Origin of the sequence: Empedobacter falsenii (assembly GCF_019308355.1) — a bacterium.
GTDB lineage: Bacteria > Bacteroidota > Bacteroidia > Flavobacteriales > Weeksellaceae > Empedobacter > Empedobacter falsenii_B.
The window spans coordinates 65,056-87,331 of record NZ_JAAGKM010000008.1 but is presented as its reverse complement, the minus strand read 5'-3'; the positions used below and the strand labels follow the sequence as shown (position 1 = coordinate 87,331).

The 22,276-nt window shown below is 31.6% G+C and carries 19 protein-coding genes; 4 read left to right on the top strand and 15 right to left on the bottom strand.

All coding sequences use genetic code 11. From position 1 onward, the window contains the following. Positions 1–55 precede the first annotated feature (55 nt). Complete coding sequence (locus G0Q09_RS05610) at positions 56–2,323, top strand: cation:proton antiporter domain-containing protein (RefSeq protein WP_219034221.1); 2,268 nt, start codon at positions 56–58, stop codon at positions 2,321–2,323. An 18-nt stretch (positions 2,324–2,341) separates the two neighbouring features. Continuing rightward, positions 2,342–3,421: a DNA polymerase IV gene (gene dinB, locus G0Q09_RS05605; RefSeq protein WP_219034220.1), complete on the top strand. Its 1,080-nt coding sequence runs from the start codon at positions 2,342–2,344 to the stop codon at positions 3,419–3,421. Between the two features lie 425 nt (positions 3,422–3,846). Here the strand turns inward: dinB and G0Q09_RS05600 are convergent, their stop codons facing one another. The 6 genes from G0Q09_RS05600 to G0Q09_RS05575 form a co-directional block, all read right to left on the bottom strand. Next, the gene (locus G0Q09_RS05600; protein ID WP_115001055.1) at positions 3,847–4,659 is read right to left on the bottom strand and encodes a purine-nucleoside phosphorylase; all 813 of its coding nucleotides are present in this window, start codon (positions 4,657–4,659) and stop codon (positions 3,847–3,849) included. Continuing rightward, a complete protein-coding gene (lpxK, locus tag G0Q09_RS05595) occupies positions 4,643–5,683 on the bottom strand; it encodes a tetraacyldisaccharide 4'-kinase (RefSeq protein WP_219034219.1) in 1,041 nt (346 codons plus the stop codon). Before lpxK ends, G0Q09_RS05600 begins: the two co-directional genes overlap by 17 nt. Before the next feature lie 121 nt (positions 5,684–5,804). Beyond that, a complete protein-coding gene (locus G0Q09_RS05590) occupies positions 5,805–6,422 on the bottom strand; it encodes a DUF4230 domain-containing protein (protein WP_052217853.1) in 618 nt (205 codons plus the stop codon). Continuing rightward, a complete protein-coding gene (locus tag G0Q09_RS05585) occupies positions 6,415–6,966 on the bottom strand; it encodes a TlpA family protein disulfide reductase (protein WP_219034218.1) in 552 nt (183 codons plus the stop codon). Before G0Q09_RS05585 ends, G0Q09_RS05590 begins: the two co-directional genes overlap by 8 nt. Positions 6,967–7,001: 35 nt before the next feature. Then, positions 7,002–8,177, bottom strand: a complete 1,176-nt coding sequence (locus G0Q09_RS05580) for a M14 family zinc carboxypeptidase (RefSeq protein ID WP_257468077.1) — start codon at positions 8,175–8,177, stop codon at positions 7,002–7,004. A 206-nt stretch (positions 8,178–8,383) separates the two neighbouring features. Continuing rightward, the gene (locus G0Q09_RS05575) at positions 8,384–9,505 is read right to left on the bottom strand and encodes a GNAT family N-acetyltransferase (protein WP_219034228.1); all 1,122 of its coding nucleotides are present in this window, start codon (positions 9,503–9,505) and stop codon (positions 8,384–8,386) included. Positions 9,506–9,710: 205 nt separating this feature from the next. Here G0Q09_RS05575 and G0Q09_RS05570 point away from each other — a divergent pair, with 205 nt between their 5' ends. Further along, positions 9,711–10,400 carry a zinc metallopeptidase gene (locus G0Q09_RS05570; protein ID WP_115001061.1) on the top strand — a complete coding sequence of 230 codons (690 nt, stop codon included), beginning with the start codon at positions 9,711–9,713 and terminating at the stop codon, positions 10,398–10,400. Positions 10,401–10,471: 71 nt separating this feature from the next. Here the strand turns inward: G0Q09_RS05570 and G0Q09_RS05565 are convergent, their stop codons facing one another. From G0Q09_RS05565 to G0Q09_RS05545, 6 genes are all read right to left on the bottom strand, one after another. After that, positions 10,472–12,247: an AMP-dependent synthetase/ligase gene (locus G0Q09_RS05565; protein ID WP_219034217.1), complete on the bottom strand. Its 1,776-nt coding sequence runs from the start codon at positions 12,245–12,247 to the stop codon at positions 10,472–10,474. 121 nt (positions 12,248–12,368) lie between these two features. Next, positions 12,369–12,605 (bottom strand): DUF8828 family protein, encoded by a 237-nt coding sequence (locus G0Q09_RS05560; RefSeq protein WP_038336082.1) that lies wholly within the window; start codon positions 12,603–12,605, stop codon positions 12,369–12,371. 1 nt (position 12,606) lies between these two features. Next, positions 12,607–12,759, bottom strand: a complete 153-nt coding sequence (locus G0Q09_RS14970; protein ID WP_257468076.1) for a hypothetical protein — start codon at positions 12,757–12,759, stop codon at positions 12,607–12,609. A gap of 1 nt (position 12,760) precedes the next feature. Then, positions 12,761–14,047, bottom strand: coding sequence for an MATE family efflux transporter (locus G0Q09_RS05555; protein ID WP_257468075.1), 1,287 nt, complete (start codon positions 14,045–14,047; stop codon positions 12,761–12,763). A gap of 140 nt (positions 14,048–14,187) precedes the next feature. Next, positions 14,188–15,945 (bottom strand): aspartate--tRNA ligase, encoded by a 1,758-nt coding sequence (gene aspS, locus G0Q09_RS05550; RefSeq protein WP_219034216.1) that lies wholly within the window; start codon positions 15,943–15,945, stop codon positions 14,188–14,190. A gap of 120 nt (positions 15,946–16,065) precedes the next feature. After that, entirely contained in the window at positions 16,066–17,973 is a 1,908-nt protein-coding gene (locus tag G0Q09_RS05545; RefSeq protein WP_219034215.1) for an amino acid permease, read from the bottom strand. Positions 17,974–18,113: 140 nt separating this feature from the next. Here G0Q09_RS05545 and G0Q09_RS05540 point away from each other — a divergent pair, with 140 nt between their 5' ends. Continuing rightward, positions 18,114–19,139: a M28 family peptidase gene (locus tag G0Q09_RS05540; protein ID WP_219034214.1), complete on the top strand. Its 1,026-nt coding sequence runs from the start codon at positions 18,114–18,116 to the stop codon at positions 19,137–19,139. Between the two features lie 51 nt (positions 19,140–19,190). Here G0Q09_RS05540 and G0Q09_RS05535 read toward each other — a convergent pair whose 3' ends face one another. From G0Q09_RS05535 to G0Q09_RS05525, 3 genes are read right to left on the bottom strand one after another with little or no spacing between them, the layout of a single operon-like run. Next, complete coding sequence (locus G0Q09_RS05535) at positions 19,191–19,952, bottom strand: ABC transporter permease (RefSeq protein ID WP_219034213.1); 762 nt, start codon at positions 19,950–19,952, stop codon at positions 19,191–19,193. A gap of 1 nt (position 19,953) precedes the next feature. After that, on the bottom strand, positions 19,954–20,835 hold the full coding sequence (locus G0Q09_RS05530; protein WP_125350228.1) for an ABC transporter ATP-binding protein: 882 nt from the start codon (positions 20,833–20,835) through the stop codon (positions 19,954–19,956). After that, on the bottom strand, positions 20,835–22,139 hold the full coding sequence (locus G0Q09_RS05525; protein ID WP_125350227.1) for an erythromycin esterase family protein: 1,305 nt from the start codon (positions 22,137–22,139) through the stop codon (positions 20,835–20,837). The genes G0Q09_RS05530 and G0Q09_RS05525 overlap by 1 nt, the downstream gene beginning before the upstream one ends. Between the last annotated feature and the right edge of the window lie 137 nt (positions 22,140–22,276).

Sequence of the window (22,276 nt, the reverse complement as noted above, 5' to 3'; positions counted from 1 at the left end):
AAGCAGTATTTTATCCATTAAAAAACATTAAATTAGTAAAAAATAAACGCAATTTATGGAAGAACACCTGCCAAAACTTATTACCGATCTTGGATTAATTCTATGTGTAGGCGCTGTGACGACGCTTATTTTCAAACGTATCAACCAACCTCTTGTTTTAGGTTATATTATTGCTGGTTTTTTGGTTGGACCGCATTTCGAATATATTCCCACAGTTGCAGAAGAACATAATGTGGAGATTTGGGCGAAAATTGGTGTTATATTTTTGCTTTTTAGTCTTGGTCTCGAATTTAGTTTCAAAAAATTACTCAATGTTGGTGGCTCTGCCTCCATCACTGCAATTGTCGAAATTATTTGTATTGTAACCGTTGGTTATTTTGTTGGTCGATTTATGAATTGGTCTACAATGGACAGTATTTTCCTCGGCGGTTTATTAGCCAGTTCTTCTACAACCATTATTATTAGGGCGTTTGATGAATTAGGTTTAAAACGAAAAAAATTCGCGAATGTCGTTTTCGGAATTTTAATTGTAGAAGATATTGTGGTCATTTTATTGATGGTTATGCTTTCTACAATGGCTGTTAGCCAGCATTTTAACGGAGCAGAAATGATTAATTCTTTCGTTAAATTAGGTTTCTTTTTAGCGGTTTGGTTTATTGGAGGAATCTTTATTATTCCAACTTTTCTACGTTCAATTAAGAATTATTTAGATGATGAAACTTTACTAATTATCTCAATTGGGTTATGTCTTGGAATGGTTTACATTGCTGATAGCGTAGGTTTTTCAATAGAATTAGGTGCATTTGTAATGGGTTCTATTCTCGCTGAAACTGTTTATGCAGAAAAAATCGAACATAATTTTCAATCTGTAAAAAATCTATTCGCAACAATTTTCTTTATTTCTATTGGAATGATGATTGATCCCGTTTCGATGTACGAACACAAATGGGCAATTTTGATTGTGACCTTGTTGACGATTTTCGGAAAGTTAATTTTTACCACTTTAGGTGCTATAATTTCAGGACAACCGCTAAAACAATCTGTACAAGTAGGAATGAGCATGGCACAAATTGGTGAATTTGCTTTCATCGTTGCTGGTTTAGGACTTTCTCTTGGTGTAACAAGCGACTTCTTATTTCCTGTTGCAGTTGGTGTTTCGGCAATTACAACATTTACAACACCTTATTTAATAAAATCATCTGACAAAGTTTATACTTTATTGGAAAAAATTCTTCCGCAAAAATTCATTCAAGGTGTTGAAAATTATTCATCTGATACACAACATATTCAAAACGAAAATAAATGGAATAAAATCATCAAACAAACGGTTTCAACAATTTTCATCAATGGAATAATCATTATCGCAATCACATTAATCATAAAAAGCTACGTTTTATTCTTATTAACCGATTGGTTTACCTATTTTGGCGCAAGTTTGGTCAGCCTTACATTGACATTTGTATTGTGTATTCCATTTATTTGGGCAATTATTGGAAATCGTCCAAAAAGAGAAATTATCCGAGAGTTTTGGGATGAATCTAATTACAATCGTGCACCAATTATTGCAATTATTTCTATACGTTTAACTTTAGTTGTTGTTGCTGTAATTTTTATTTATAACCAATTTTTTTCAAGCACAATTGCCTCAATTATTTTGGTTATTGGATTATTGATTACTATGTATTTTCTTTCGAAATATTTCAATCAATTTTACAATTATATTCAAACAAAATTTATCTATAATTTAAATGAACGTGAAATTCTAACTAAAAAAATTGAAGAGAAAAAGAAACAAGATAAATTTCAATATACTTGGGATAACACGCATATTTCTGATATGATTGTTCCTCAAAATGCCAATTTTATTGGTGTTCCTTTAGGAGAATTGGATTGGCGAACAAAATTTCAGATAAATATTGCGTATATCAAACGTGGCGATCGAATTATTCAGACTCCAAATTCTGAATCTGTTTTATATCCTTTCGATAAAATTGGAATCATTGGAACGGATGAACATATTCAACGATTTGAGAAATATTTGCAAATTATTGGCGAAACTCCTCCAGAAAATACAGATCTTAAAAATACAGATAATTTTACGTTAGATAAAGTAGTTATTCCGAATGATTTTTGTGTTTTGGAACATAAATCGATCGGTTGGGTAAAAGATACGGCAAAAGGAATTGTGGTTTCGATAGAGCGCGATGGAAAAATGATTCACAATCCTGATCGAAATGTACCCATTGAATTGGGCGATTATTTGACAATTGTTGCCGATAAGAAAAACTTAAAAAACTTTATTCAGGAGTATCATTTAAAATAAAGCGAGTAATTTTGCAAAATGCAGCGTAAGATTATTCACATCGATATGGACGCTTTTTTTGCTTCTGTTGAACAACGAGATTTTCCCGAATTAAGAGGAAAATGCATTGCTGTTGGCGGAAATGAAGAGCGAGGTGTGATTGCTACCGCTAGTTACGAAGCTAGAAAATATGGAGTTGGCTCTGCAATGTCCTCTGTTGTTGCAAAGCGCAAATGTCCGCAATTAATATTTGTAAAACCTCGATTTCAAGTTTATAAAGAAGTTTCGAATCAAATTCGTGAAATATTTCTTGAATATACTGATTTGGTCGAACCTTTATCTTTGGATGAAGCTTTTTTGGATGTAACAATTAACCATAAAAACATCGAAATTGCAACGGATATAGCAAACGAAATCAAACAAAAAATAAAAGAACGAACAAATTTGACTGCTTCAGCAGGTGTTTCGTTCAATAAATTTTTAGCTAAAATTGCTTCGGACTATAACAAACCTGATGGACTTTATGTTATTACACCTAAAATGTCTGAAAGTTTTATTGATCAATTACCAATCAAAAAATTTCATGGAATTGGAAAAGTAACTGCCGAACGTATGCAAATGATGGGTATTCATACAGGTTTGGACTTGAAGAACCTAGAATTAGAAAAACTCTTACGCGAATTCGGAAAATCTGGTAAATACTATTACAATATTGTTAGAGGATTAGATTTTAGAGAGGTCAACCCAACTCGATTGCGAAAATCATCTGGTTCAGAAACAACTTTTAGCAAAGATTTAGAAACATTAGAAGAAATGCAAATCGCTTTATTTCCACTAATGGAAGATGTTTGGAACTTTTCCTTAAAAACATCAATTTACGGAAGAACAATTACTGTAAAAATAAAACACAATGATTTTTCGGTAACTACAAAAAGTAAATCAGCATCATTTCCAGTTAAAAATAGAGAACTTTTTGATCTTATTTGTTATGATTTATTAAGTGAAGGTTACTCCTTAGAAAAACCAGTTCGACTATTAGGTGTTGCTATCTCTAATTTATCCAATAATCAAAAAAAATTCGGAACTCAACTAGAAATTCCATTTAGAGAAACTATATAAAATCTTCAATATAATTTATCTTTAATAAGATATGACAAAATCAACTTTTACCATTGTTTATCAAACAAAAGTATGTTCTAATAAATTAATAAAATATGGTAAAACGAGGAACGGCAAACAACGTTATAAACGAGCTAATTATAAATTGTAATATTTTTTAAGTAAAAAAAACTAATATTTTAGATTTTTAAAAACATTATTATAACTTAAATCATATCCTAATTTTTGTATATTAGCATTAGAGTTATCGGAAATAGATTGAAATACTAAGCAATAAGAACCGTTACAAAATAATTACTACTCTTTTTCAACAATATTTATAAAATTTTGATTTTCAATAAATAGTAGCTTTTATAAATACTTTAAAATAAAAAAAAAACCAACTTTTCAGTTGGCTTATTAATTTATCTAAGTAATATCAAAAATTAACAATTCTCGATTACGCTTTTTACCACGCGAATTACATTTGGCATTGCTGTATTCGCTGCATTTAATACATCTTCGTGCGAAACATCGAATGAAATTTCTGGTCCACCTAAATCTGTAATAATAGATAAACAAAAAACGCGCATATCCATGTGACGAGCAACAATAACTTCAGGAACTGTACTCATACCAACACAATCTCCTCCAATAAAACGAACCAATCCGTATTCAGATGGCGTTTCGAAAGTTGGTCCTTGTAATCCTACATAAACTCCTTGATGAACCAGGATATCATTTGCTTTTGCAAATTCTGCAGCTTCATTCAACATTTCTCTGTCATATGCTTTAGACATATCCACAAAACGAGGTCCTAATTCGTCAATATTTTTTCCGCGTAAAGGATGTTCTGGCATCATATTAATATGATCTTTTACCAATAAAATATCTCCAACTTGGAAATTTGGATTAACACCTCCAGAAGCATTCGATAAAACAACTTTCTTAATTCCTAATCCGTTAAATACACGCATTGGGAACGTTACTTCTTCCATCGAATATCCTTCATAATAATGGAAACGACCAGCCATCATCAAAACTTTTTTACCTAAAATAGTTCCGTATACTAAATGACCTTTGTGCCCTTCTACTGTTACTTGAGGAAAGTTTGGTATATCTTTGTAGCTAATAACAACTTTATTTTCTACTTCATCTTCTAATTTTCCTAATCCAGACCCTAACACAATTACAAATTCTGGTTGATCTGGCAATAAATTATTGATGTACTTTACAGCCTCATTAATTCTGTCCAACATACTCTAAAATAGTTTGATTAAATTTTTCTTTATCGTTAATATCGATACTAATCGGAATGTAGTATAAATCGTCCTTTATCATGGATTCTTCCATCAAACGCATATAATCTTTCTCTGTTGTCATGATAATTTTATCAAAACGCTTTCTACCTTCCGTATCTTCGTATCGTTTGTAAATATACTCAATTTCTGATTGACTAAAATTATGATGATCTGGATATTCTAAATGCAAGACATTTGCAAAGTTTTCTTCCGCAAATTTTACCAAACCATCTGTTTTAGCAATTCCTGTAACTAAAATAACATTCAGATTTTTCCAAGTCGATTTCTCAACATTATCCAATTTCCCAATCAATTTGTTATCATAAACAATTTTCGAAAAAAATAATTGCTGATGAGATTTTAAGTTAATCTTTTTCGAAATTTCTTTGTGTTTTTCTTCCGAAATTCTGTCTGGACATTTCGTTACAATAATAATATCTGCACGACGAACTCCACTTCTACTCTCTCTCAAATCACCTGCTGGCAATAAAAAATCTTTGTAATATGGATTATTGTAATCAGTCAACAAAATATTGAAACCAGCTTTTATTCCACGATGTTGATACGCATCATCCAACAAAATTGCATCTGCATTGTAATGGTCAATTAATTTTTGCGCACCAAAAGCTCTATCTTCGCAAACTGCAATCAAAATTCTGTTCTTGAAACTTTGAAAAAACTGCATTGGTTCGTCTCCAATATCATAAACTTTGGATGAATAATTTGCAATCAAAAAACCTTTTGTTTTTCGTCCATATCCTCTACTCAATGTTGCAATTAATTTTTCGTCTTTCAACAAATCAATTAAATACATAATATGAGGTGACTTTCCCGTTCCGCCAACAGACAGATTTCCAACATTAATAATTGGAATTTTGAATGATGATGAACGCATCATTCCTATATTGTAAAACAGATTTCGAACCGAAGTTCCAATCCAATATAAACCAGAAAATGGAAGTAAAAATCTACGCCAATTCATTTTTATTTTTAATATTAAGCGAAAATACTATTTTCAATTTTAATTCTAAAGAAAGAAACACTTCATTTCTTTATTCAGCGAAAAAAAACCTATTCTATCGGAACAGGTTTTTAATTATTTATTAATCGTATAATTTATTCAATTCGTTGGCGTAACTCGTTTTATCCTCTATCTTCCAACCGTAGGTTTTGGCAAGGAAATACAAATCGCCAAGATTTTGAATTAATTGTTGATGTGCTTCTTGTTTTAGTTTGGTTTGATCAACGGTTTTTTCTACATGCTCCACAGCACGTTTCTTAATTCCGTTCAAATCATCTTTACTAAATTTATTGAAAACACTTTGATCCATGTCATAAAAACTAACATCTGGATATACTTGGATTTCAACTGGAGGAATAGATTTGATGATGATTTTTTTATTCACCGAATCCAATTCAATATCCATTTTTTTTAAATCATACGTTGCTTGTGCTTTGGCTTTCACCAAAAGTGTCACCTTTTTATCCGCAGAAAAAATATCAGTTAAACCTGGCAACGATTTTTTTGACGTGTGATTGTATAAATCTGAATAGGTTTGTTCTGCAACAATCATTTTATTCATTCGTTCGATTTGATACGCAATCACATGAGATTGTTCGGTATAGCTTTCAGATTTGAATTTATCCATGATGAAATACGTTATCATCACACCAAAAATAAAGGCTACAACAACAAGAATTATTTTCTTTAAATTATTCATTTGCATAATTTGGAGTCAATGGCGTACCATTCACAATCTGTGCCAAATCTTCTTCTAGATAGCCCGAAACTGGAGATTCTACAATTCTACCAACTTCTTCTTTTTTATTATTATATACGATAATTGTCGGAACGTGAGTCACATTTTTATTGATTTCTTCTCCGTTGAAACTTTTCTTTTGACGATTTACACCAATCACTTTCAAACGATTTTGAGGAAATTTAATATCATCTAAAATTTTGTACAAACGTGGTAATTCACGACGAGAATCTGGACACCAAGTTCCTACAAAAACTTCCAAACGGTAGTTACGTAAATCTTTTAAACCTTTCAATTTACTTTTCTCAACTTCGTAAGTGTCATATTCGTGGTGATACCATTCTTTAAAATCTTCTTCTTCCAAAGCTTTTCTATTGAATTCTCCCGTCAACATTTTCTTCCCATTTTCAGCTGTAATCGTACGATTCAACACTTTATTTTGAGCAAACGATTGCGTAGAAAATCCCAACATTGCAACAAGTGCAATTGCTAATATTTTTTTCATTGTATTTTTAGTTTATAGGTTAAATGTATAAATAATTATGAAATGATTTGCCCATTTTCAACTTTAATTGAGCCAATTTCGAAAGTCGCCAATTGATTCAATAAAGGATAATTTTTGGATGCTCCTTTATAAACTTGTTTTTCAGCATCAATTTCGAGATGACCAATAAATTTTCGCAAATCACCAATTTCAATAATTTTTGCGATTTGCTCTACCGAATTATTTTCTTCGTTGTATTCATCTTCAAAATAAATTCCCAAATCAACAATAGAAGAATTATCTCCATTCAGAATTTGAACATTATGAATCACAACATCCAAATATTTTTGTCCATTTTGAGGAATCGCTAAATATTCATCAAACGGAAAGTTATCTTGCGTAGCTAAAGCATTCAATCCTGCTAAAATAGCCAATGCATTGTATTTTCTTGTTGTATTACGTTGATAATCATTTGGAAAATGTCCCGCTTCAAATAATACGCACGGATAATCCATTTTTGTAAAATTATCCCCAGTAGACATCGGATAAAACTCTGATGTATAACGACCTACATGACCAGGAATTACTTTTTGCAATTCAATATTCATTGCCTGAATAATTCCCATCGTTTTTTCTCGAACTTCGTTTACATCTTCTTCAACATTGTAAGAAGGCGCCAAAAAAGAAAGCGTTGCAGGTTTTGCTGTTTGTCCAACATTGAAAATCGTACGCTGATCATGCAAATTGAATAACGTTTGATAATTTCCTTTCTCCACTTGATTCAACAAAACATGAATTTCTGTTGATTCTTTTGCTAAAAAGTCACGATTAATATCAATTCCAACCGCATTTCTACGTGTATTGACATTTGCACCATCAGGATTTAACATCGGAATAAAATCAATTGTCAATTGAGATAAAATGGTTTGAGCTAATTCAGATTTTTGTTCAAAAAAATTAATCACATCAAACATTGCACGCGTTCCAGAAGATTCGTTTCCGTGCATTTGAGACCAAATCAATAAACGTTTTTCTCCATTCCCGAAACTTAATTTATAAATCTCATTTCCTAAAAAAGATGTTCCAATTTGCTCTTTTTGACTTGATTTTAATGAAAAATAGTGATTTAAAGCTTCAAAATTTAACCATTTCGAATCAAAACCTTCTTGTCTGAAAGTTGAATATTCTTTCTCTAATTGATGAATATCAAACATATTTATTATGTTATACATTTATAATTTCTATGTTATAAATTTTGATTATCAAAATAAATAAAACCATCAATTCGAGTGAAATTCGTTTAGAATTTTGTATCGAGAATAAGGTTTTTGAAGATAAAATATATCTTAATTCTCGATACAATTTTTAAAAATAATCTTTCTAAAAATCACTCGAATTGACGAATTTTAATCCAAAATATACAACATTATTATTTATATTAAATTGATTTCTTGAAAGTTTTGCGACGTTTGTGATTTACAGGATTATATGCTTTCCATAAAACTTGAATACTTTCGTTGTCCGCTAATTCAGGGTTTGTTTCCAAAAATTTGATCCCGTTGTTTCTAAACGTATCAAACATTGCATTAAAAATCAATGCTGTAACTCCCTTTCCTTGAAATTTCGGATCAATTCCAATCAAATAAAATTGAGCAGAATCATTATTTTTACTTGCTTTCATCAAATGCCACCAACCAAACGGAAAAATTTTACCTTTCGCTTTTTGCATCGCTTTCGAGTAAGAAGGCATCGTAATTGCAAACGAAACCATTTTTCCGGCTTCATCAACAATACAGTTCACAAAATCTGGATTGATAAACGGAATATATTTCTTTTTGTAATATTCTATTTGGTAATCCGCAATTGGCACATAAGTATCCAATTCGCTATAAGTTTTATCTAACAAATCGAACATTTCGTCTACATACGGAATAATTTCAGAAGTTTTTGTAAACTTCAATTCTCGTAATTTGTAACGTTCACGAATAATTTTATTGAATTTGATAACCTTTTCTGGCAATTCTGTTGGTGCAGCTAATTCATATTCCACCCACTCATTAGCCGTTTCAAAACCTAATGATTCTAAGTGTTGCGCATAGTACGGAAAATTATATAAACCAACCATTGTAGCCAATTTATCATATCCGAAAGTTAGCAAACCTGCCTTTTCCAAATTCGAAAAACCAACTGGTCCCTCTATATATTCTAATTGATTTTCTTTACCTATTTCCGCAACTTTTGCCAAAAGTACTTTCGTGACTTCGATATCATCAATTATATCAAACCAGCCGAAACGCATTTTACGTTTTTGTTGATTATTGACTTCTTGCCAATTAATAATTGCCGCAACACGTCCCACAATCTTACCCTCTTTTTCGGCAAGAAAATAACGCGCTTCAGCATCTTTAAAAACGGGATTTTTAGAAACATCTAATGTTTCCTTCTCCTCATTAATAAAGGGTGGAACGTAATATTGATTATCCTTATACAAATTCATCGGAAACTTAATAAATGCTTCCAAATCGTGTTTTGATTGTACTTCTTTTATGCGAATACTCATAGCTTGCAAATGTAGTAAGTTTTGTAATTTCAATTCAAAAATTTTTGAGCAAAATGTCAGTTTTTGTTCATTTTTTATATGATTTAATACAGAACTCTGCCAAAAAAACAACTTTTCTGCTATTTTTGTCTCTATTCACTTAATTGGAATACTTTTTGAATTTTGAATAAATATTAAAATTGATTAAAAAATAAAATAGAAATAGATGACAGGTTATTACATTATTATTGGACTGTTTATGTTGATTAGTTGGTTTGTTAGCAACCGACTTCAAAGTAAATTTAAGTATTATTCGAAAGTACATTTGGCAAATGGAATGTCAGGAAAAGAGATAGCTGAGAAAATGCTTTCTGACAACAACATTCACGATGTACGTGTTATCTCTACCCCAGGACAATTAACAGATCATTACAATCCTGCTGATAAAACGGTAAACTTATCGGAAGTTGTTTACCACGAACGAAATGCGGCAGCGGCGGCTGTTGCAGCTCACGAATGTGGTCACGCAGTACAACATGCAGTTGGTTATAATATGTTGCAATTACGCTCGAAAATGGTTCCGATGGTAAACGTAGCATCGCGTTTAAATCAATGGATTTTGATGTTAGGATTAATCGTGATGGCTTCATCTAAAAATGCAACTTTGTTGTGGATTGGTATTTTCTTATTTGCAGTAACAACTGTTTTTGCTTTTGTTACTTTACCAGTTGAATACGATGCTTCGAACCGTGCGTTAGCTTGGTTAAAAGGAAACAACATGGTGATGCCAAACGAATATGAAGGTGCAAAAGATTCATTAAAATGGGCTGCAAGAACTTATGTAGTCGCTGCGATTGGTTCATTAGCACAATTACTTTATTTTGTCATGATGGCAATGGGCGGACGACGAGATTAAAACTTTGATTATTATAAAATTAAAAAATCCCTTCAAAATGCTTTGAAGGGATTTTTTAATTTCTTTTTTATTTACTTTTTATCGTATAATTTATTGTATAAATCTTGATATTTAGCTAGCACATTTTTACGTTTCAATTTTAATGTTGGCGTTAATAATCCATCATCAATTGTCCATTCATCAGGCGTTAATTTGAACTTTTTGATTTGTTCCCAATGTCCTAAACCTTTATTCATTTTTTCAATTTCACGACCTATAATATCTAAAATTGCAGGCTCTTTAATTAAATCTGCCTTCGTTGCAGGTTCAGCAATTCCTTTGATACGTAAATAATCTTTCAACACTTGAAAATTAGGTTGAATAATCGCACAAGGCATCTTCTCTCCTTCTCCAACAACCATTACTTGCTCGATAAAACGAGATTGTTTAAACTTATTTTCAATAATTTGAGGTGCAATATATTTTCCTCCAGAAGTTTTGAACATCTCTTTTTTACGATCAGTAATTTTAAGTAAACCTCTTTCAAGAACTCCAATATCACCCGTTTTGAAATAACCATCTGGTGTGAATGCTTCAGCAGTTTTTTCAGGATCTTTATAATAACCTTGTGTAACGTTAGGACCTTTGACTAAAATCTCTCCATCTTCTGCAATTTTAACCTCGATTCCTTTTAATGGAGCACCAACAGTTCCGATTCCGAAACCATCTTTCTTCATACAATTCACCGAAATTACAGGAGAAGTTTCTGTCAAACCATAACCTTCTAAAATTGGAATTCCAGCACCCCAGAAAATATGATTCAAACGTGCTGCTAAAGGTGCAGATCCCGACACCATACATACTAAATTTCCTCCAACTCCTTCTTTCCATTTACTGAAAACCAAACTTTTCGCGATAGAATGTTTCAACCCAAATAATCCACCTTTTGGATTATAAGGATCGTAATCTTCAACAAGGCTTAAAGCCCACATAAAAATTTTCGTTTTAAGACCTCCTGCAGAAGCACCTGTATTGTAAATTTTATCGTAAACCTTTTCAACTAATCGAGGCACAACCGTCATTACATGTGGTTTGACCTCTTTCATATTATCTCCTAATTTATCGATGCTTTCTGCATACCAAATTCCAATACTCAAATGTTGATACAAATAAATCAACATACGTTCGAAAACGTGATTAATCGGAAGAAAACTTAACGCAATCGCATGATTTGGAAAATCTGGAATACGATCAACAGACATTAAAACATCAGAAACGATATTTTCGTGCGTTAATACAACACCTTTCGGACGACCTGTTGTTCCAGAAGTATAAATCAAAGTTGCCATATCAGAAGGTTTTATCATCTCTTTGATACTATCTACTTCATGTTGTGTTGAATTATCTTCACCCAAATCTAAAATTTCTTTATAATTAGGAACTCCAGCAATTTCATCAAAACTATAAATCCCAACCAATGTTGACACTTTATCTTTTACAGCCGCAACCGTATCGTATAAACCTTTATCAGAAACAATGATAAATTTACATTCAGCATTATTTAAGATATAATCAAAATCATCTTCCGAAAGTGTTGGATATAATGGAACGGAAATCGCGCCAACTTGCTGAATACCGATATCACAGATGTTCCATTCGGTACGATTAGTTGAAGTGACTATTGCAATTTTATCTTGTGGCTTGATTCCTAATTGTAATAATCCTCGACTAAATGCATTTGCTTTGCCAACGTATTCTTGCGTAGATGTTTTCACCCAAGTTCCGTTCACTTTAGACACCAATGCATCTTCTCGAGGATTATTTTCTAATTGATTTTGCGGAAAATCAAATAATCTTTTTATTTCCATGGTTTTGAATAATTTTCTTAGTTGCAAAATACTAATAAAAAAATTATAATGCAAGCATATAAAATTATTTTAGTGTAAATCTTACACCAATAAAAACACAGAAATTTTATTTATTTAAGACTTATTCTTCATCATCTAACAAAGACATTTCTTGATCATAAAAATCTAAAGCGTCTTCAATTAAATTAGCAATTTCAGTATTAAATTCTTCGTTATCTTCTTCTTCAGAAATATCTTCAAACCATTCAATATCGTCAGTTTCTACATCTAATAAAAATCGAGGATAATCTGTATGTAAAATAAAGATTTTGTCTGGCATTGTAGAGTTATCAGCCAATAAAAATTTTGGTAATTCCATTTTATATGTTTTTTAATTTATCTTCTAAAATTATTTCTGCATTAGGATTTTCCCTAATCATTTTCTTCGTTTGACGATTGTAACGAATCATCAAAAACACTGCCGAAGCTGTTAATCCAGTTCCTAAACCAATCCACATCCCAAATGCTCGCATTTCAAATACAATAGCTAAGACTACACGCGATTAACCAATATGAAATAAACGTTAGAATAGAAGGGATTTTAACATCAGTCATTCCTCTCAAAGCACCTAGTAATACCAATTGTACGCCATCTGACATTTGGAAAAGCGAAGCAATGATTAATAAGGATGCAGCTAAATTGATAACATCTGGATTGTCTAAATAAATTGTTGGTAACTGATAACGGAAAATAATAAACAAAATTCCACACAAAATCATAAATGATAAAACCATTAAAATACAAGACCAACCTGCCTCTCTTAAGGTTTTATAATCTTTTAAACCTAATTGATTTCCAATACGAACCGTTGCTGCAACCCCAATTCCTGTACACATCATAAAAGTTGTGGAAGCTAAATTTATCGCAATTTGATGAGCTGCTAAATTTACTTTTGCTAATTCTTGATCTGCAATAGAGTTTGTAAATGTATAACCGCAAACAAAGGCTGCCAGAGAGAACGCACTCATTTCAAAGAAAGAAGTTAAGGCGGTTGGAATTCCAATTCCAGCAATTTTTCTGAAAATAGTTTTCTGAAAATTACTTGCCTTAAATTGAACTTCTTGCAAAACTGATTTCGTTTTCTTAAAATTAAACAATACAATAATTAAGAAAATCATCATCACCAAACGCGCAACGAATGTTCCCCAGGCTGCACCAGCGACTTCTAAACGTGGGAATCCCCAATTCCCGTAAATCCAACCATAGTTTAACGTAATATTAATCACGTTACTCAAAACAGTTGCAATTGTAACAGGAATCGTTAATGATAAACCTTCCGATAATTGACGAAAAGTTTGGAAAATCATCAATGGAATCATCGAAAATGTCATAATCGTTAGATATGGAATACATTTTTCCACTACATCAGCGGGTTGTCCCATGTAGAACATTAGCGGTTTCAGAAATGTAATCAATAAGAATAAACCGATTGATAGAGTAATATTCAAGACCAAACTATGCGAAAAATAATTTGCAGCCATTTTTTTATCGCCTTTCGAATCTTCTGCCGCAATCAATGGTGACAACGCAAAACTAAATCCGAAAGCAAATACTAAAACCGCAAAAAATAATGAATTTCCTAAAGAAGCTGCTGCTAAAGCTGTTTTCCCCAAAACCTCATCTTCTATATTATCATATTTTCCACCTAAACCACCAACCATAATGTTATCAATAATGTTGACAGAAATTTGCCCCATTTGAGTAATCATTACAGGAAATGCTAATTTGATATTACGCCTTAAATGCTCTTTTAATTCCAATTTATTCTCTATTTACAATTGCAAAGATACAGCAAAGGTTTTGCTTCTACATTTAAAAATTGTCATGTAATTTAAAATTAATCAATAAAAAAAGACTACTTAAATAAGTAGTCTTTAATATTTATAGAAAATTTTTCTTTTTATTTTGCAACAAATGTTGACGCAATATTCAGTTCATCCATTTGTGTTTGATCAATTGGAGAAGGTGCATCAATCATGACATCGCGACCCGAATTATTTTTAGGGAATGCGATGTAATCACGAATTGTTTCTGAACCATCTAAAATCGATACAAAACGATCAAAACCGAATGCTAAACCTCCATGAGGTGGCGCACCATATTTGAAAGCGTTCATTAAGAAACCAAATTGCGCTTCTGCTTGATCTGGCGTAAATCCTAATAATTCGAACATTCTTGCTTGAACTTCTTTATCGAAAATACGAATAGAACCTCCACCGATTTCATTCCCATTTAAAACTAAATCATATGCATTTGCACGAACTTCACCTGGATTAGTCGCAATTAATTCCATATCCTCTGGTTTTGGAGAAGTAAATGGATGGTGCATCGCGTGATATCTTTCAGATTCTTCGTCCCATTCTAATAAAGGAAAATCTACAACCCATAATGGAGCAAAAACTTCTGGATTACGTAATCCTAAACGCTCTGCGATTTCCATACGTAAAGCCGATAATTGCGCACGAACTTTGTTTGTATTACCAGACATCACCAACATTAAATCTCCTGGTTTTGCGTTCATACGCTCTGCCCAAGCTGCTAAATCTTCTTGCGAATAAAATTTATCTACAGAAGATTTAAATGTTCCATCTTCATTATAACGCGCCCAAACAAGACCAGTTGCCCCAATTTGTGGACGTTGAACCCATTCGATTAATTTATCAATATCTTTACGTGTGTAAGCATTACAACCTTCCGCAGCAATACCAACAATTAATTCTTGCTCATCAAAGATTTTGAAATCTTTTCCTTTCGCTAAGTCTGTGATTTCACCGAATTCCATTCCAAAACGAATATCTGGTTTATCATTTCCATAACGACGCATTGCATCAGCAAATGTCATACGTGGGAATTGATCAAATTCTAATCCTTTGAAAGTATGTAATAAATGTTTTGCTAAACCTTCGAAAACATTCATGATATCTTCTTGTTCAACAAACGACATTTCACAGTCAATTTGTGTAAACTCTGGTTGACGGTCTGCACGTAAATCTTCGTCACGGAAACATTTTACAATTTGGAAATAGCGGTCTAAACCTCCTACCATTAATAATTGTTTGAATGTCTGTGGCGATTGTGGTAACGCATAAAATTCACCTGGATTCATACGAGATGGAACCACGAAATCACGCGCACCTTCTGGCGTAGATTTAATTAAAACTGGAGTTTCAACCTCTACAAATTCTTGTGCATCTAAATATTTACGAACTTCCTGCGCAACTTTAGAACGGAAGATTAATTTTTCTTTTACTGGATTACGACGAATATCTAAATAACGATATTTCATACGGATATCTTCTCCACCATCTGTATTATCTTCGATTGTAAATGGAGGCAATGCAGATTCATTTAAAATTGTAATGTTTTCTGCTAAGATTTCAATATCCCCTGTTGGAATGTTTGGATTTTTTGAAGCTCTTTCGATTACAGTTCCTGTAACTTGAATTACGAACTCGCGTCCTAAATGACGAGCAGTTTCAAATAATTCTTTCGAAGAACGTTCTTCATCTAAGATGATTTGTGTGATTCCATAGCGATCACGTAAATCGATCCACATCATAAAACCTTTGTCACGTAACGTTGATACCCAACCGCTTAACGTGACTTTTTCATTAATGTTGGCTTGTGTTAATTCACCACAAGTATGAGTTCTAAACATTTGTCGTCAAATTTATAGGACAAAGGTAAAGTTTTGAGGTGAAATAAAGAAGTTATATAACTTATTTGATGAAATAATTTTAAGAAAAAAGCGATTCAAAATTGAATCGCTTTTTTACTATTATGAATTTTGATTTCTCAACTTACTATGTTTATAACCGTAGGTGAAATAAATTGTCAAACCAATTGCGATCCAAATCAAGAAAATCATCCAATTTTTCAATCCTAATTGCGCCATCATATAAAAACAACACAACATACCTGCTAACGGAATAATAGAAGTTCTTTTGAAAAATGTTCTAACTACCATAAAAACATAAATCATTAAGAATAGAATCATTGGAATTTTATGTTTGAAAACATCCCAACCTTTTTCCATCTTCTTATCTTCGTAAACTGGTAATTTGCTCAAAGTAGATTTATATTGTTCTGGTGATAATTGTGCCAAATAATCATCCAAAAATTCAATTTCAGATCCTGTTAATTCATTAATTGTTGCATAAGAATCTTTTAATTCTTTTGGCGATAACGAATTTACAAAATGTTCAATTGGCATAGGTTGCGGTTTATTCGTAAAGAAATCAATCGAATCATCTTTAAATGTTGTTGCGCATAAAAATACAATCACGGCAGTTACAATTGGCATAATGTATTTTGCATTGATAAAAGGCGTTTTAAAATTTCCTCTTTTCGCATTTGGATCGGCATCCATACGAAGTACAGCAGCACAAACTAACACAAAAGCAAACAAAGTTCCAATAGAACAAGCATCAACAACCAATTCCAAATCTGTAAATAAAATAGGAACTCCAACTACAAATCCAGTAAAAATAGTTGCAAAAGAAGGTGTTTTAAATTTCGGGTGAATAGTAGAAAATTTCTTTGGTAATAAACCATCACGAGACATTGTCATCCAAATACGAGGTTGCCCAATTTGAAAAACAATAAATACACTTGCCATCGCTACTACAGCCGAAAAAGCAATAATTCCTGCCAACCACTTTAAATCTTGAATTTTATCAAAAACATACGCCAAAGGATCTCCAACATTCAATTCAGAATAATGAACCATTCCCGTAATTACTAAAGCAATCAGCACATATAAAACAGTACAAATAATGATAGACGCAAAAATTCCACGAGGCAAATCTCGCTTCGGATCTTTACATTCTTCCGCAGTTGTGCTAATCGCATCAAACCCAATATAAGCGTAAAAAACAGACGAAACTCCAGCCAAAACACCTCCTACTCCATTCGGTGCAAAAGGATTCCAATTATCTGGATTCACATAAAAAGCACCAACCACAATTACCAAAAGTACCACAGCTAATTTTAACACAACCATTGCATTACTTGCTTTTCTCGATTCATTAATTCCACGATAAACCAAAGCTGTAATCAAAAAAGTAATGATTAATGCAGGAATATCCACCACTAAATTAAATCCTAAATATGGAGCATCTTTAAAGGCTAAATATTTTGGAATCTCTTGCGCATAAGGCGAATTCGCAATTCCTTCTAATGTTTTACCTTTCGCTAACTCATTCGAAACAAATTCAAAACCTTCTCTCGCAGTGAAATAATCCATTGTCATCCATTCTGGCAGATGCAATCCCATTCCGGAGAGCAAGGTGGTAAAATAATCACTCCACGAAATCGCGAGCACAATATTCCCAATCGCATATTCCATAATCAATGCCCAACCAATTACCCAAGCAAATAATTCTCCAAATGCAACATAGCTATAGGTATACGCACTACCCGAAACAGGCACTAACGAAGCAAATTCTGCATAAGCAAAAGCTGTAAAACCACAGGCAATTGCCGTAAAAATAAAAAGGAAGATAACTGCTGGACCGCCCTCGAAACTTGCTCGACCAATGGTACTAAAAATACCAGCTCCAACAATTGCGGCGATACCAAAACCTGTTAAATCTCGAACACCTAAAGTTCTTTTCATTGTAGTCGTGTTCTTTGCAGATTCTGCTAAAATGGATTCGACAGATTTTTTTCTGAATAATTGTGACATAATTTATTTAAAAACGGGCAAATATAAAAAAGACAATCCCAAAATCGGATAGAATCCGTATAAATATTGGTTTTTTATTCAAATTTTCTTTTTTATTCTGCTTGGTTAGATTAATTTTAAATTTAATTCAAAAAATTAACATGAAACAATTTTTATTTGCAATTGCTTTAACTGCTACTTTAGTAAGTTGTGATTCTACAAAACCAATTTCTCAGGAGAAATATCAAAAGAGTCTTGTAAAATATACAGACAAAATTTCTGAAGCTGAATTAAAAAAACAGCTTTACATCATTGCTGCGCCTGATATGGAAGGTAGAAATGCTGGAACTGAAGGCGAAATAAAAGCGGGAAACTATATCTCTAATTATTACAAAGAATTAGGAATTAATGGACCAAATAATAATTATTTCCAAATTATTCCTGCTGGAACTTTTAACCGAGTAAAAGGTCAAATGAGAAATGTGATGGGATTCATCAAAGGATCAGAAAAACCAGAAGAAATTGTGGTGATTTCGGCACATTATGATCACGAAGGAATAAAAGACGGAAAAATATATGCTGGTGCTGATGATGATGGTTCTGGAACTGTTGCTGTAATGGAAATTGGTCGTATTTTCCGCGAAGCTGAGAAGAAAGGCATTCGTCCAAAACGTTCGGTTTTATTGTTACATGTTTCTGGTGAAGAAAAAGGATTATTAGGTTCTAAATATTATTCAGAACATCCAATTTTTCCTCTTGCAAACACAGTTGCGAATGTTAATATTGATATGATTGGTCGCGTAGATTATGAGCACAACGAAAAAACAAGAGATTTTGTGTATGTTATTGGATCTGAAATGTTGTCTTCTGATTTACACAAAGCTGTTTTAGCGGCAAATGATGGATTAGGAATTAATTTAGATATGCGTTACAATACACCAGATGATCCAAATCGTTTTTATTACCGTTCTGACCACTATAATTTTGCAAAACATAACATTCCGTCGGTTTTCTTCTTTAATGGTGTACACGATGATTACCACAAACCAGGAGATACGCCAGATAAAATTGAATATGATTTATTGACGCGTCGTACAAAATTAGCTTTCAATACAATTTGGATTTTAGCAAACGTCGAAAATAGACCAGTTGTAGACAAAGAATCTCCTATGCCTTCTACAAGATAAATATAAAAAGTATACATTAAAAAATCCCTTGAATTCAAGGGATTTTTTGCTTTATAGATTTTTCTTTCTTATAAAGATAAAGTAACTCAACCCTAAAAAGAAAATATTGTATATAAGGTTGATATAATCTAATCTTTCTAAAGATGCTATTTGATTCATTAAGTTATCAAATGATTTTGGAGAACTTGAATAAGGAATGAAATCTGCAAACTTTTTACTACTAATCACAGAACAAAAAACAGTTACAAATAGAGAAAAACCTACTGGATAAATAAAACTTCTGAAGAATAAACTCAAAGCAAATTGTATCATAGATACAGCTAAACATCCAATCCATAATTTGAAAAAAGTGTAAAAAGCAATTTCTCTAAAATCAAAATTCTGAAAACCATAATTTGGTGAAATAAATTGTAATAAATATCCACTTAATAGAAAAAACACATAAGCCCCAACAACAGAAAAACTGACTATAATTAAAATAAATAAAGCTTTGGCTAAATAAATTTTAGCATGTGAAATGGGCAGTGTAAATAACAATTTATAATTGTTGTTCTTATATTCTACATCGCAACATGAATGCACAAACACAGCAATTAAAACTGGAAATAGCATATAGAAAAACATAAAAACATATCGTCCTAAAAAACCGTACCACGGATTCAAAGCAATAGGTTCCATTGGTACTTTATAAATTAAATAGAAAAAAACACCTAAAACGACTAAAGTTGGTAAAAATAATACACCAAAAATTTCTTTGTTTTTTGATAATTTATATCGTTCGGAAGCAAATGCTTTATAAAATGTATTTGTCATTTTAGTGTTGAATTAGGTTAATAAAAATTTGTTCAAGATTAGCTGTTTCAGACTGAACATCATAAATTTTAATGTTATGCTGAATTAATTGTTGTATTTTTTGATGAAAATCATCATCGTTTTCAATTTCAAAATGCATGACGTTATCTTCAATTATTACATTTTCAAAAAGTTGTTTTGCTTTCTCTGCATCATTTATTTTTATAGCAACTTTACGAACAACATTCCCAAGTAATTCTTCTTTTTTGCCTTCAAAAATCATCTTTCCTCCTTCTATAATTCCAATATGCGTAGCAACTCGTTCTAATTCACTTAAAATATGACTTGACAAAAAAATCGTTTTACCTGATGCATTCAACCTCAAAAACAATTCGCGCATTTCATAAATTCCTTGTGCATCCAATCCATTAAGAGGTTCATCTAAAATCAAAATTTCTGGATCATGAAAAATCGCTATTGCAATTCCCAAACGTTGTTTCATTCCCATCGATAAATCAGATGTTTTATAATGTTCCGCGTACAACAAATCAACCAAATCTAACACTTCACTAATTCGCTCCTCACCTTTTTGGTAAATTACATCTAAGTATTTTAGATTTTCATAAACAGTCAATTTTGTGTAAAAACAAGGCGCTTCAATCAAATTACCTGTTAAAGCATGAATCTTAATAGGATGTTTTTTGATACTCAACTCATTCAAGAAAATAGTATCTTCATTCGAATTCAATAATCCTAAAAGCAATTTTATTGTTGTCGATTTTCCTGCTCCATTTCGCCCCAAATAGCCATAAATACTTCCTTTCGGAACATTAAGATTAACTTGATTTAATATTTGTTTTGACCCGAAACTAAAATTCAAATCTTTTATTTCTATACTTTTCATTATTTCTCTTCTTTTAGTGGTGTTGGTTCTTGATTAACATCGATGTAAAAAATTCCATCTACAAAGTCACTCCATTTTGCTTTTACATTCATTCCTTGATCTATAACTGAATAATACTCAGATTTTAGTGCAGATTGATTCGGAATTTGACTAAAATCTAAAAAGAAATAAGGCTGATTAAGTTGATGAAATGCATTCTCTACCGCATATTTATTAGGTGTATTAATTATTTGTTTCAGAGGATTATAAACGCCATACGAAGTAAAACCAATTGCATACGATTGGTTCTTGTATTTTTCTTTGATATATTGTCCCAATGGTTTAAAATTATTCGGATAATATTTTTTGTAAGCATGTACATTCGCCGACCAAATAATTACTTTCTGATTTGGATAAAGAGAATCCAATTGATAAATTAAATTCTCTATCATCAAAGAATCTCTAAAATTCATACTTTCCTTAGTTCCAGATTTATACATCAAATTTTTCTGAATATGGTTTTTAATATCTTTCAGATAACGTGAATAGATTTTAGTTTCTTCAGTTTTTGGAAGCCTTGATATTCGTAATGAAATCGATTGTAACTCTTTAAGGAGTTGAGTAATTTCATTTTTTTTATATGTAGCTTCAGTAAATTTTTTATATCTAAAAATTGTAAGATTATCAATATTTTGATTTAAAAAAGGGTAATCATATAAAGATATATTTTGATTCGCTAAAAACTCTCTTAATAATTTTATACGTCTTAAATACCCATTATTTAAAATTTCTGTCAGTAAATCACCAGAATATTGCATATCAAAACCACCTAATGTGATTGGATTATTTGTTTTCTTAGTTTGTAAATAATAGTTATTTAGAGGTTGAGTTTCTTTATTATCCCACCAAAAATTAAACATACCAAGTCCCGCAATCGAATCTTTTCCAACACCTAAAGTTCCTTTTTCCATTTCTTGGTTGGTTATCCACATATCATATTGTCCAGCTTCGTACAAGACAACATTGTAATCCAAATTTTCGTGCAAATACTTTATCAAGCGTGATTTGGCTTTAAAAGTTTGTCCATCTTGATGTATACCTTCACCCAAAAAAACAATACGATTATCTTTTAACATCATTTTCAAAAATTCTAAATCCTGATTATTTTGTTCAGTCATTTCAATCGAATTTATTGGATGTTTATATTGATTTGTTTCAGCGATTATCTTCTCTGAGTCATCATTGAAAGTTTTCTTGAAAACAAAAACATTCAACAATACTGCACTGAGTAAAGTCAAAATTGTAAATAGTGTTAATTTCTTCATGAATCATTAGTGTTATTTAAAAATAGTATTTTTCGTATTACATCACGTTTTTATTTTTTCATTTATAATAATATGATTCATAAAAAAATAAAAAGGTTGGTTGAGAATCAAAAAAATTTAAAACTTCTTTAATAAAA

Excerpts from the sequence above, each read along its gene's own strand:
- G0Q09_RS05610 (WP_219034221.1), top strand. The coding sequence starts at position 56 with ATGGAAGAACACCTGCCAAAACTTATTACCGATCTTGGATTAATTCTA.
- dinB (WP_219034220.1), top strand. The coding sequence starts at position 2,342 with ATGCAGCGTAAGATTATTCACATCGATATGGACGCTTTTTTTGCTTCT.
- G0Q09_RS05600 (WP_115001055.1), bottom strand. The coding sequence starts at position 4,659 with ATGTTGGACAGAATTAATGAGGCTGTAAAGTACATCAATAATTTATTG.
- lpxK (WP_219034219.1), bottom strand. The coding sequence starts at position 5,683 with ATGAATTGGCGTAGATTTTTACTTCCATTTTCTGGTTTATATTGGATT.
- G0Q09_RS05590 (WP_052217853.1), bottom strand. The coding sequence starts at position 6,422 with ATGAATAATTTAAAGAAAATAATTCTTGTTGTTGTAGCCTTTATTTTT.
- G0Q09_RS05585 (WP_219034218.1), bottom strand. The coding sequence starts at position 6,966 with ATGAAAAAAATATTAGCAATTGCACTTGTTGCAATGTTGGGATTTTCT.
- G0Q09_RS05580 (WP_257468077.1), bottom strand. The coding sequence starts at position 8,177 with ATGTATAACATAATAAATATGTTTGATATTCATCAATTAGAGAAAGAA.
- G0Q09_RS05575 (WP_219034228.1), bottom strand. The coding sequence starts at position 9,505 with ATGAGTATTCGCATAAAAGAAGTACAATCAAAACACGATTTGGAAGCA.
- G0Q09_RS05570 (WP_115001061.1), top strand. The coding sequence starts at position 9,711 with ATGACAGGTTATTACATTATTATTGGACTGTTTATGTTGATTAGTTGG.
- G0Q09_RS05565 (WP_219034217.1), bottom strand. The coding sequence starts at position 12,247 with ATGGAAATAAAAAGATTATTTGATTTTCCGCAAAATCAATTAGAAAAT.
- G0Q09_RS05560 (WP_038336082.1), bottom strand. The coding sequence starts at position 12,605 with ATGGAATTACCAAAATTTTTATTGGCTGATAACTCTACAATGCCAGAC.
- G0Q09_RS14970 (WP_257468076.1), bottom strand. The coding sequence starts at position 12,759 with ATGCGAGCATTTGGGATGTGGATTGGTTTAGGAACTGGATTAACAGCT.
- aspS (WP_219034216.1), bottom strand. The coding sequence starts at position 15,945 with ATGTTTAGAACTCATACTTGTGGTGAATTAACACAAGCCAACATTAAT.
- G0Q09_RS05545 (WP_219034215.1), bottom strand. The coding sequence starts at position 17,973 with ATGTCACAATTATTCAGAAAAAAATCTGTCGAATCCATTTTAGCAGAA.
- G0Q09_RS05540 (WP_219034214.1), top strand. The coding sequence starts at position 18,114 with ATGAAACAATTTTTATTTGCAATTGCTTTAACTGCTACTTTAGTAAGT.
- G0Q09_RS05535 (WP_219034213.1), bottom strand. The coding sequence starts at position 19,952 with ATGACAAATACATTTTATAAAGCATTTGCTTCCGAACGATATAAATTA.
- G0Q09_RS05530 (WP_125350228.1), bottom strand. The coding sequence starts at position 20,835 with ATGAAAAGTATAGAAATAAAAGATTTGAATTTTAGTTTCGGGTCAAAA.
- G0Q09_RS05525 (WP_125350227.1), bottom strand. The coding sequence starts at position 22,139 with ATGAAGAAATTAACACTATTTACAATTTTGACTTTACTCAGTGCAGTA.